This is a genomic window from Mucilaginibacter calamicampi (assembly GCF_042676765.1).
Classification (GTDB): Bacteria; Bacteroidota; Bacteroidia; order Sphingobacteriales; family Sphingobacteriaceae; genus Mucilaginibacter; species Mucilaginibacter calamicampi.
On sequence record NZ_JBHTHU010000006.1, the window covers coordinates 126,320 to 138,362 of the forward strand.

Consider the following 12,043-nt stretch of genomic DNA (forward strand, 5'->3'; position numbering starts at 1 on the left):
ATAGAATGGGGAAGATTCGTGTTGGATTTGGGTTTGATGTACACCAGCTAAAAGAAGAGCATCCTTTTATTTTAGGAGGCGTTAAATTAGAACACCACTCCGGTGCCTACGGACACTCAGATGCTGATGTGTTGCTGCATGCCATTTGCGATGCATTGCTGGGCGCGGCAAACCTGCGCGATATAGGCTTTCATTTCTCTAACACAGATAATCGCTGGAAGGGCATAAGCAGCTTGATACTGCTGCAGCACGTGCTTGAACTTTTAAAAGAAAAAGGCTGGGGTATAGGTAATATTGATGCCATGGTGTGTTTAGAGGCCCCCAAGATCAATCCGCATATTCCGCAAATGAAGAAGAATATTGCCTCAGCCGCAGGTATTGACGAAGATGATATCTCTATAAAAGCCACTACTAATGAAAGTATGGGTTTTATTGGCAGGCAAGAGGGTGTTGTGGCTTATGCTACCTGCCTGATAGAGCGAGTTTAGTTTCGTGATATCGTATGCGGATTATAAATCCCGACTTAAATGGCCCAATCTTTAATCTTCAACAACCCATCTTCTATAACCAATCTTCCCGCAACTACTCACCAGCCTTAACATTCCCTGTCCGTTTCAAATCGCCCCAGGCATTTAGTTCGCCTTTTAGCGCTTTACGGATGGCTTTGAATAGGATGTAGTACATTAACTGCCGCCATATAAAGCGTTGCGGAATAATATAGATCAGTTTACGGTAATCTTCCTTCTCCATCCTGAAAGCTATTATTGAAACAATAAAGTCTATCAAAACAAACAAGCCGTAATACGTTAATATTTTTTCGGGCTTATCGCCTAATAAGCCAAATATCATCATCAGGTCGGCAAGCGGAGAGAATAGCGGCAATATTATCTGGAAGATGAGAATGTTAGGCATCCCTACCATTCCGAACGATTTGAACTTTTTGTTGAATAACGCTTTTCGGTTTTTCCAGAAACTTTGTATCACGCCAAAACTCCATCTAAAGCGCTGTTTCAGCAAACCTTCCAATGTTTCGGGGGCTTCGGTATAGGCAACAGCCTCCGCGGCATTGCGTACTATATAGCCACATTTTAAAATCCGCATGGTAAGGTCGCAATCTTCAGCCAGCGTGTCTGACGTAAATCCGCCTGCTTCCTCTATGGCCGATTTTCTGAACGCGCCAATTGCACCCGGAATAACGGTAATGCTATTGATCAGATCAAAAGCGCGGCGGTCCATATTCTGCGCCGTTATATACTCAATAGCCTGCCATTTGGTTATAATGTTGTTCTCGTTACCCACCTTAACGGTTCCGGCTACGGCACCTATCTCATCATCGGTAAAATAGGTCATTAAATGATGCACGGCATCGTTTTTCAACTGCGTATCTGCATCAATACAAACCGTGAAATCATACCTGGCATGACTTATGCCAAAGTTTAATGCTGATGCCTTGCCACCATTAGGTTTGGTTAATATGGTAACCAACGGATGATTGCCATAAGCTTCATTAACTACCTTATAGGTATTGTCTGTTGATCCGTCATCAATAAAAATAATCTCAAAAACGGGATAATCAGTATTGAGCAGGCTATTTAAGCTTTTAACAGCGGTAACCTCTTCGTTGTAGGCAGGTACTATAATGCTAACAGGCACCTGTTCGGCATTGCTTTTTCTTTTGTGGCTCTTATTTTCAGCGTGTTGCCTCACCGCTAATATCCCAATCAGGGCAATGCGCCCAATAGCCAGGAATATGGCCGAAAGAAAAATATAAAACAAGAACCAGTTGCCAAAGAATAGTCCAAAAACAACCGCGTCGTAAAACCAGCCAATAATGCCGCTGTCGGCATCATCATGTATCGGCGGCATCAGTTCTTTTTTGGTTTTACCTAAAATGTCGGCAATGGTAGTAAATTCATACCCTTTTGATTTATAAAAACGAATGATCTCAGGCAGCGCCTGCACGGTAGCCTCGCGTGTGTCTCCGCCTGCGTCGTGCAGTAATATCATCGATCCCTTATCAAAGTCTTGCTTTGTACGGTCAATTATTTGTTGCGCTGTAACGCCTACTTCCCAATCGCGTGGGTCAATTGATTCGCCTATGGTTATATAATTTTGTTTGCGGCTTTCGGCAACCGGGATAACCTCATCCAACGTTTGTGGCTCGGCATCCGCATTAAATGGCGGGCGAAAAAGTATAGTGCTGTGACCGGTTACAGATTCAATTAATTTGCGGGTGGCGTTTAACTCCAGTATAACCCTGTCTAAACTAACTTTTGAAATATCCGGATGAAGGTAGGTGTGGTTGCCTATCTCATACCCCTCGTTATAAATGCGCTTAAAAAGGGGCATGTTTTTTTCAACCATGGCACCTACCACAAAAAACGAAGCGGGCACATTCTCCCTTTTCAAAATTTCTAAAATACGCGGAGTAAAGTCCGGGTCGGGGCCGTCATCAAATGTTAAAACTACTTTACCGGGCTTATAGCCATACTTTTTAATTACGTATTTGGTGGGTAATTTTATGTAAGCCTGGTCGGTAAAGGCATAATTCACCGTATCCATCTTAAGGTTTATTTTGCCTCTGGATGGGGTGGTTATAATTTCAAGCACCTCGCCGTTGCCGGTATAATCTATTTTATTATTGAGGGCTACATTATCTAACTGGCTAATATCAAAGCCGGTTTTTTTCAATGATGCCAATGCCAGATTCTTCTGAAAAAACTTCCACAAACGCGGGTCTTCTGCACCTAAGCGCCATAACGCAATGCCGGCGGTGCCCCAATCATCGGCCATGCGCATAATATTGAAATTAGCTGCAGCATCAACAAAATACACGGTATGTTGAAGGCTGTCCTGGCCGGTATAGGTATAGTGCAGATTAGCCGATAGGCGATCATAAATAACCTTGCTTTGGTACTGCTGTGCAATGCTCACTGCTGCCTGGTAGCCAATGGATGTGCCGAAACTGTTTTTAGGCCAGTCAACACCTCCTCCGGCAATGGTTAGTATTACCTTCTCGCTCGGCACTATCTCGCAAACCCGGTCTAACTGCTCTTCTACCCAGTGCTGATGTGATATATCGCCGGCATTACTCTCTTCGGTATGCTGATCTATCGCCATAACGAAAATATAATCATTAAAGCGCTGTAAATGCCTCAGATCATAGCGGTCATCATCCGGAATTACATTGTGTGTAACCAAAAAACCCAGGGGGTGAAGGGTGTTATAAAGATCTTCCTGAAAAGTGCGGTATGCACCATTGTTCCTGTCGGGCAGGTTATTAATATCAAGGTTTACACCGCGCAGGCTGTATTTTTTAAGCTGTTTTACAAGGCTGTTGATGAAAACTTTGCGTAGCGCCGCGTTTGATGTAATGCGAACAACATCCTTTACGTCAAAATCGCCGCGTACGTTGTCGTAATTAACGTAGTTGGATATAGAAACAACGATGGGCTTTTTGTATTTTTTGTTAATATGCAATAAGCCGGTATCAATACGCGCCTCTATGGTATCAGCGTCGGGTTTTATAAAAAATCCCTCAGACACCACCATATCTAACTGACTGATGTTTTCTTTTAAGGAGTTATAAGCCTGTGTTTCCCACTCGCGGTAAAATGCCGCGTTTATACGTTCTTTATTATTAGCGTGCTTAAGCTGACTGCGGCGTTTGGCTTCCAGCATTTCAAGCCGCCGCTTGTCTATTTTATAATCTTTATAACGGACTGATTTTTTTAGCGCCTCCAGGTCTTCGTCGCTGATGCGTTTGGGGGCAGGGTTAAGATTGGGGAGTTCTGGATAGCTTTGCGAGGTAACGGTTATGGCCGCAGCAATGGCTCCAATAACCAATACAACCAATATTACACGGCTTATCCATTTAAAACGATTCCATCTCTCGGGTGTGTCAGCCTGAAAAATTTGTTTATGCCGCATTAAGTTAAAGGATCAGATTAAAAAGATTAAATAAAAACCAACAGACAACCGAAGGATCTCACTTATTTTCAGGCTCAACGCCCGAAAAATCAACACCGCACTTGCAGTTGCCGCCACAGCTTTTTTTAGTGAAAACGTTTTTATATACCATTCTGCCAATGTAAAACAGGGCTCCGGCAAACAAAACAATTACTAATATGGTTTGAATATTCATTGCTGCAAAAATACTTAATAATTATATACGTGCTTGAATAATATACGAATGAAGCAGTGATATGTTGTATTGGAGGTTAATTTTACTTTGTGCTGAAGTTAAGTAACTTACTAAAAGCACCAAAAGCTTTTTAATACAGTAAATTAACCTTACCTTTGCGCCAAATTTTAAAGGCATTTCATGCAAAATATAAGAAACATTGCGATCATCGCACACGTTGACCACGGCAAAACTACTTTGGTTGATAAAATTCTGCACAGCTGTGCAATTTTCCGCGAAGGCCAGGAAACTGGTGAGCTTATACTTGACAATAATGATTTGGAGCGTGAGCGTGGTATCACCATTGTTTCAAAAAACGTATCTGTAGTATACAAGGGGACTAAAATTAACATTATTGATACTCCTGGTCACGCCGATTTTGGTGGTGAGGTTGAGCGTGTATTGAAAATGGCTGATGGCGTATTATTACTTTGCGACGCTTTTGAAGGTGCTATGCCGCAAACCCGTTTTGTAACTCAAAAGGCTTTGGCTTTAGGCTTAAAACCAATTGTGGTTGTAAATAAGGTTGATAAAGAGAACTGCCGCCCTGAAGAGGTTTATGAGCAAATTTTTGAATTATTCTTCAACCTTGATGCTACTGAAGATCAACTGGATTTCCCGGTAATTTACGGTTCATCAAAACAAGGTTGGATGAGCACAGATTACAAAAAACCAACCGAAGATATTTTCCCGTTGATGGATGCTATTATAGCAAACATCCAACCGCCGCCAATTAGCGAAGGTACTTTGCAAATGCAGATCACGTCTTTAGACTATTCTTCATTCGTAGGTCGTATCGCTATCGGTCGTGTAGCTCGTGGTGTTATCAAAGAGAACATGCCGGTATCATTGGTAAAACGCGATGGTACTATCCAAAAATCAAGGATAAAAGAACTATATACTTTTGAAGGCTTAGGTAAAGTTAAAGCTACCGAAGTTAGCGCGGGCGATATTTGTGCCGTTGTAGGTATTGATGGTTTTGATATTGGTGATACCATTGCCGATTTTGAAAAACCGGAGCAATTGGAAGTTATCCATATTGATGAGCCTACCATGAACATGTTGTTCACCATCAACACTTCGCCTTTCTTTGGTAAAGAGGGCAAGTTTGTAACATCACGTCACCTGCGCGACAGGTTGTACAAAGAGATGGAGAAAAACCTGGCGTTGAAAGTTGTAGAAACCGAGTCGCCTGATTCATACCTGGTATACGGTCGTGGTATTCTTCACTTATCCGTATTGATAGAGACCATGCGTCGCGAAGGATACGAGTTACAGGTAGGCCAGCCACAGGTTATTGTTAAAGAAATTAACGGTGTTAAATGTGAGCCGGTAGAGGTTTTAACTGTTGATGTACCGGGCGATGTTGCGGGTAAAGTAATTGAGTTGGTAACCCAACGCAAAGGCGACCTGTTAATAATGGAGCCTAAAGGCGACTTACAACACCTTGAGTTTGAAATACCTGCACGTGGTATCATCGGCTTGCGTAATAACGTATTAACCGCTACAGGTGGCGAGGCTATTATGGCTCACCGCTTTAAAGCATACGAGCCTTGGAAAGGCCAGATTCCGGGTCGTTCAAACGGTGTATTGGTATCAATGGATACCGGTAAAACAACCGCTTTCGCTATAGATAAATTACAAGATCGCGGTCGTTTTCACGTTGATCCGGGAGTTGATATTTACGAAGGGCAAGTATTAGGCGAGCATATACGCGATAACGATTTGGTTATTAACTTAACCAAAGGCAAGCAGTTAACCAACATGCGCGCATCTGGTAGCGATACCAACGTACGTATAGCACCTGCTATCAAATTTTCGTTAGAAGAATCAATGGAGTATATACAGGCCGATGAGTACATTGAGGTAACACCTCAAAGCATCCGCATGCGTAAAATATTCCTTAACGAGAACGAACGGAAAATAAACGCTAAGAAATTCCAGTCGTAACGTAAAAAAAAGAAAGATTGGTTATTGAAGATTCAAGATTGGTTGCATAGTGACATGCACAACTCTTTAATCTCTAATCTTCAATCTTATTGAAAAAATGATAAAAAGAAGCTCCTAACCGGGGCTTTTTTTATTTTATTTAAAATAAAACGCTGTATATTAGCACTGTTGATTAATACCCCTAATGTTAAAAAGGAATATTTTTTTTCTTTTAGTGCTGCTGTGTATTTGTTTTAGCGCCTGTAAAAAGGAGTTAAAGGCAGTTGCCGATACAGATATTTGCCTGCGCAACTCTACGTTATACTACCAGAAAAAATGGGCCGCCATTTATACCCGTATTGAAAATCAGGAAGCCGGCGCAAAAAAAACAACCATTATTCCCGCCTATGGTTATTTCAGCATTAACTTTAATGCTACCTATAAACTTTTTGGCGATACCGAGCCAACGGAGGGAAAGTGGATGGTTGATGATAACTGTAATTTTGTACTTAAGCCTTTAAAAGGTGTTCAACATAATTACCAGGTAAAAAAATTAACAGCCGATTCGTTGATTATTACGGAGCGCGTAGGTGCCATAACTACTACATTGCATTTTGCAACAGCCAGTTGCCCTAATATGAACAATTTGGAATACAGGTGGAATAATATTGAAACGCGCACAGTTGATTACGACGCTTCGGGAGTTAGCAACAGGCAGGTAACTTATCCATCAGGTTATATAAAATTTAATACTGACGCAGGTTACGAATTATTAAGCAACACAAGTACATTTAAAGGCACCTGGGGTATAGCACAGCCCGATTGCAACCTGGTATTAGATAAAGGAAAACGCTGGGAAAAATCATACATAGTAGAAAAATTAACGGCCGATTCGCTTAAGCTATGGTATAAAGATACCGTTGCAAAAACTAACTATCTGATAGTTTATAAAAAGCACTTTTAGCAGCACTTATTTTACAGTAGGTTAAGGTTAATGTTTTTATATTTACGTCAATAAAAACTAAGCTTATCATGAAAAAAATATTACTGGCTGTTGTTGTATTATATTTCGCTGCAGCATCCTCTTGTAAAAAAACCAGTCCGGTAGTTCAGCCCACTACAGATAGCTTAAAAGTGGGATTGATAGCATACTATCAGTTTAATAACAGTGGTGTTGATTCTTCAGGCAGAAAAAATGATGTATCATATTACGCGAACGTAACTGCAACTACTGACAGATTTGGGAAAGCAAACTCTGCCTTTTCATTTAATGGCACTTCAAGTTATTTGGTTGTTCCTGACAAACCCGAGTTGAGGTTAAACAACACCGATTTTAGTTTAAATGCCTGGGTAAACTTAAAAGAATACAGACCTTCTTTTGGTAATAATGTATTGAGCAAACACGTTACAGGAAATGATAATGGTTGGGCTTGGGGTGTTGCCGGGTTGGGGAGTATAACCACAGTAGGAATAGTAACCTTTGGTCCAGGTGGTAGCAGCGTTACAGAAAGGGGGACTAAAGCCGTTGGACTTAATCAGTGGCATATGATTACCAGCACTTATAAAGTTTTGACAAAAGAGTTTACCATTTATATAGATGGAGAATTGGATATTGTGATCAAGAATAATTTCCCCTCGCCAAATCCGGATATAAACGCGAACCTGTATATAGGTCGCGACGATCCATCAGCATCTTTCGATGGATATTTTGTTAATGGATCATTAGACGATATAAGAATTTACAACAGGCTATTAACTCCTGCTCAGGTTAAAACATTGTTTACCCATAAAAATTAATTGTTGATCTGTCATAATAGAATAAAGAAGTAAATTAGCCGGATGAAAGGTAACGATCGCCTGCAACCCTCTTTATTTCACCCGCGTTATGTGCATCTTACGCATTTACGTGATGCTACTTTAAAAACTATCCATCAACTAACGGCAGACAAAAAAGATCTGTTACTTGTTGATTTTGGTTGTGGCGATATGCCTTACCGTTCGGTTATTGAACCCCATGTGGGCAAATATTTAGGAGTAGATCTGGAGATGAACCCCAAAGCAGAGCATCACATTGATTTTGATAGCAAAACAACCCTGCCTGATAATTATGTCGACATTGTATTGTCTAACCAGGTATTGGAACATGTTGATTCACCTTCTGGTTACTTAATGGAAGCGCTGCGCATATTAAAACCGGGCGGCTCCATTATATTAACCACGCACGGTTATTGGTATTATCACCCAACCCCAAACGATTACTGGCGTTGGACGAGTGCCGGCTTACGTAAAACGGTTGAAGATTCAGGGTTTTCAGTGAAATCTTTTCATGGCATAATGGGCCTTGCGGCAAGCGGTTTGCAATTGTTGCAGGATGCTATCATCAACAAGTTGCCAAAGTTTTTGGTACCACCTTTTGCTTTTGTTATGCAGCTTAAAATAAGGCTGTTCAATAAAATGAACTCGCAGAAGCAACGCGATAGGGATGCTTCCTTATACGTAGTGATAGCTCAAAAGCCATCCGTTTAATGGAAGATCTTAACTTATGCATCATAAAGCCTAATAAGGACGCGTTTTCTGAAACCTTTATACAAGCACATATAGACAGGCTGCCGGGCAGCAAGAAAGTGCTTTACGGAGGCGCCTTCCCGGTTTATGATCATGAAGATAAGTTTTTGGTTAGATCTGTTTTTGGCTTAATAAGCTACCTGATACAAAAACGCTTATTTAAAAATCAGCAAATTGGTGTTAGAACGAAGGCACTAAGCAAATATTTAAGGCGCCAAAAGATTGATGTAGTACTTGCAGAGTATGGCATGGTTGGCGCGATGGTAACTGAGGCCTGCGAGTTAGCCAACGTGCCTTTGGTAGTTCATTTTCACGGGGCAGATGCGCATCATCAGGGAACGGTTAACAAGTACAAAGATTTGTACAGTAGCATGTTTAAATATGCAAGTACCGTAGTTGCCGTATCAGCAGAAATGGCGAAGACGTTAAAGGAGCTTGGTGCTCCGCCCGAAAAAGTGGTGCTGAACCCGTACGGGGTTGATACCTCGCTTTTTTCAATAGCGGATGTTAATGCATCTAAAGTTGATTTTTTATCAGTTGGGCGTTTTGTAGCGAAAAAGTCGCCTTTATCGGTAGTTGAAGCGTTTTTTATACTTTCAAAGAAGGTAACAGATGCCCGTTTGTGGATGGTGGGCGACGGTCCGCTGCTTTTACAAACAAAGGAATTGGCCGCGCAATTAAATCTATTAGACAGAATAACCTTTACCAGTGTGCTTTCAAAAAATGAGATACAAGCTTTAATGCAGCGTATGCGTTGCTTTGTTCAGCACTCCGTTACTGCTGCCGATGGCGATAAAGAAGGGACACCTAACACCATATTAGAAGCAGGAGCCTCGGGCCTTGCTATTGTTAGCACGCAACACGCCGGAATAAATGAAGCGGTAATAAATGGCGAAACGGGCTACCTGGTACCCGAGCATGACGTAAAAGGCATGGCGCAATTTATGACTAAAATTGCAGAAAATGTGCAGCTTGCCGCCGCCCTTGGCGCTAAAGAGGCCATGCACATTCGCAAAAATTATGAAATGAACGACAGGATAAATACATTAGCGGCCCTGCTTAGGCAGGCCATAAAAGAAAATAAGTACAATGTTGAGACAACTGGTTAGAAACACATTAAAGAAATTTGGGTATGATCTGGTAAAGCCAGATGAGCGGTTGATAAAGAACGGTCTGCCTGCCGATTTTGATAACGAGACTGTTGCAACTTACCAAAAGGTAAAAACCTATACCATGACTACACCCGAGCGGATAGCATCATTGTGTAACGCGGTAAATTACCTGGTTAAAAATAATATTGAAGGTGATTTTGTAGAGTGTGGCGTATGGCGCGGCGGCAGTACAATGGCGGCTATTGACACGCTGATGAAAGCGGGCGATACCAGCCGCAACGTGTATCTATACGATACTTTTGAAGGAATGTCTGAACCGACAGAGCACGACAAAGAACTAAGCGGAACCGCGGCTGATGTTTTGTTAGACAACAGCGTTAGAGAGGATGCTACCTCCGTTTGGTGCTACTCCGCTTTAGACGAAGTGCAGAAAAACGTGGGTACGCTTAAATATCCCACAGAAAAAGTACACTATGTAAAAGGCAAAGTGGAAGACACTATACCGCAAACCCTGCCCGGCAAGATAGCATTGTTGCGCCTGGATACCGACTGGTACGAAAGTACCAAACATGAATTGGAGCATCTTTACGCGTTACTGGTACCGGGCGGCGTTATAATTATAGATGATTATGGACATTGGGAGGGCGCTCGCAAAGCAGTTGACGAATATATTGCAAAACACAAATTACCGTTATTGCTAAACCGGATAGACTACACCGGGCGCATTGGTATAAAATATTAGTTTTACCTACATGGGTATAGTAAAAGCGCAGGCGTATAAAAATACCATTGTATCCTACGCGGGTATGGTGATAGCGTATGTTAATACGGTTTTGCTCTTCCCTTCTGTTTTTCAAAAATCAAGCAGCGAGTACGGGTTTTATAATCTGATCATCAGTGTGTCGGTACTGTACTCGTTGGTGGCTTCTATGGGTATTCCCAGCATCCTGGCTAAGTATTTTCCGTTTTATCGTACTGATGATAAGCTACATACCGGTTTTATGCACTGGTCGGCCATACTTTCTATAGGTGGCTTTTTAGCTGCTACCTGTTTATATGTGCTATTCAGGCCGCTTATCGTGTCGGCTTATATAGATGAATCGCCTCTGTTTATTGAGTATTATTATTGGTTGATACCACTCTCCCTGTTTGTGGTAGCATTCAATTACCTGGAAATGACGGGCCGTATTATTTACCAAACCATCTACTCAAATGTATTACAAAACGTGGTGCTGCGCTTGCTTACGTCGGCTTTTTTGGTGATGATAATTTTCAGGCTGATCAATTTTCAACAGTTTATATTGTTGTATATAGCAGCTAACGGAGTCATTTCGTTACTGTTGCTTATCAGCATAGCTGCAAGCGGCAAGTTTAGCTATAAAGCTACTGATTACCGTTTTAAAGGCATTAAACAGCGCGAAGTGATTCGTTTTGGTTTGTTCACGCTTTTATCAAGCGCGGTTTACGTATCGTTACAAAAGATAGATGTGCTTATGCTAACCTCAATGGCCGGCGAGGCGGAACAGGGCATTTACAGCTGGTATTTTAATATCGCCATCATTATTACTGTACCTGCGCAGGCACTCAGCCGTACTACTTATGCCATAGTAGCCGACTCGTGGAAATCAAATAATCTCACCAACATAGCCGAAGTTTATTACAAAACATCCATTGTTCAAATGGCTATAGGCGCGTTATTGTTTATCGGTGTTATTGTAAACCGAGAAAATTTATATGCATTGGTACGTAACCCGGAGTTTACTGACCCAAAGTATTTTAGTCTGTTTATTGTAATAGGTTTAGGCTTTATGGTTGATATAACAGGCGGCTTAAATACTTATATCATTTCAACATCGCATAAATACAGGTTGGTTACCCTGATGGTAGCTGTAGCCAGCGCCATTTGCATAGGTTTAAACTATTTGCTTATACCAACGTATGGGGGTATGGGTGCCGCGCTGGCTTATCTAATTAGCATGGGCGCGCTTAATTTTATAACCTGGTTTTATATTAAATACCGTTTTAAAATGCAGCCTTTTGGCTATAAGCACTTGTGGGTGATTATGATCTCCGCGATAAGTTTGGCCGCGGGTTATTATTTATGGCGAATGCCAAATCTTTTTCTGGATATTGCGGTACGCAGCGGCGTTACTGCAGCCTGTTATGGTTTGCTTACCTATTTGTTCAAAATATCGCCGGATATTAACGAAAAAGTAGACAAGACCTTAGCTTTGATAAAAAAGTAAACCCGGTA

10 protein-coding genes are annotated in these 12,043 nt (G+C 41.6%); 8 read left to right on the forward strand and 2 right to left on the reverse strand.

Features of this window, described 5'->3' with window-relative positions; translation table 11 throughout:
* The first annotated feature begins 5 nt into the window (after nucleotides 1–5).
* Nucleotides 6–488 (forward strand): 2-C-methyl-D-erythritol 2,4-cyclodiphosphate synthase, encoded by a 483-nt coding sequence (ispF, locus tag ACFQZS_RS10170; protein ID WP_377099832.1) that lies wholly within the window; start codon nucleotides 6–8, stop codon nucleotides 486–488.
* Between the two features lie 94 nt (nucleotides 489–582).
* Here ispF and ACFQZS_RS10175 read toward each other — a convergent pair whose 3' ends face one another.
* Nucleotides 583–3,930: a glycosyltransferase gene (locus ACFQZS_RS10175; RefSeq protein ID WP_377099834.1), complete on the reverse strand. Its 3,348-nt coding sequence runs from the start codon at nucleotides 3,928–3,930 to the stop codon at nucleotides 583–585.
* Nucleotides 3,931–3,988: 58 nt separating this feature from the next.
* A complete protein-coding gene (locus ACFQZS_RS10180; protein ID WP_377099836.1) occupies nucleotides 3,989–4,144 on the reverse strand; it encodes a FeoB-associated Cys-rich membrane protein in 156 nt (51 codons plus the stop codon).
* A 180-nt stretch (nucleotides 4,145–4,324) separates the two neighbouring features.
* Here ACFQZS_RS10180 and typA point away from each other — a divergent pair, with 180 nt between their 5' ends.
* The 7 genes from typA (at nucleotide 4,325) to ACFQZS_RS10215 (ending at nucleotide 12,035) form a co-directional block, all read left to right on the forward strand.
* On the forward strand, nucleotides 4,325–6,133 hold the full coding sequence (gene typA / locus ACFQZS_RS10185; protein WP_377099838.1) for a translational GTPase TypA: 1,809 nt from the start codon (nucleotides 4,325–4,327) through the stop codon (nucleotides 6,131–6,133).
* A gap of 184 nt (nucleotides 6,134–6,317) precedes the next feature.
* Nucleotides 6,318–7,076, forward strand: coding sequence for a hypothetical protein (locus ACFQZS_RS10190; RefSeq protein WP_377099840.1), 759 nt, complete (start codon nucleotides 6,318–6,320; stop codon nucleotides 7,074–7,076).
* 68 nt (nucleotides 7,077–7,144) lie between these two features.
* Nucleotides 7,145–7,909: a LamG domain-containing protein gene (locus ACFQZS_RS10195; protein WP_377099842.1), complete on the forward strand. Its 765-nt coding sequence runs from the start codon at nucleotides 7,145–7,147 to the stop codon at nucleotides 7,907–7,909.
* Nucleotides 7,910–7,951: 42 nt separating this feature from the next.
* Entirely contained in the window at nucleotides 7,952–8,638 is a 687-nt protein-coding gene (locus ACFQZS_RS10200; protein WP_377099844.1) for a class I SAM-dependent methyltransferase, read from the forward strand.
* The gene (locus tag ACFQZS_RS10205; RefSeq protein WP_377099846.1) at nucleotides 8,638–9,786 is read left to right on the forward strand and encodes a glycosyltransferase; all 1,149 of its coding nucleotides are present in this window, start codon (nucleotides 8,638–8,640) and stop codon (nucleotides 9,784–9,786) included. The genes ACFQZS_RS10200 and ACFQZS_RS10205 overlap by 1 nt, the downstream gene beginning before the upstream one ends.
* Nucleotides 9,767–10,531, forward strand: a complete 765-nt coding sequence (locus tag ACFQZS_RS10210; RefSeq protein WP_377099848.1) for a TylF/MycF/NovP-related O-methyltransferase — start codon at nucleotides 9,767–9,769, stop codon at nucleotides 10,529–10,531. The genes ACFQZS_RS10205 and ACFQZS_RS10210 overlap by 20 nt, the downstream gene beginning before the upstream one ends.
* Before the next feature lie 10 nt (nucleotides 10,532–10,541).
* Nucleotides 10,542–12,035: a polysaccharide biosynthesis C-terminal domain-containing protein gene (locus ACFQZS_RS10215; RefSeq protein ID WP_377099850.1), complete on the forward strand. Its 1,494-nt coding sequence runs from the start codon at nucleotides 10,542–10,544 to the stop codon at nucleotides 12,033–12,035.
* The last annotated feature ends 8 nt before the right edge of the window (nucleotides 12,036–12,043 follow it).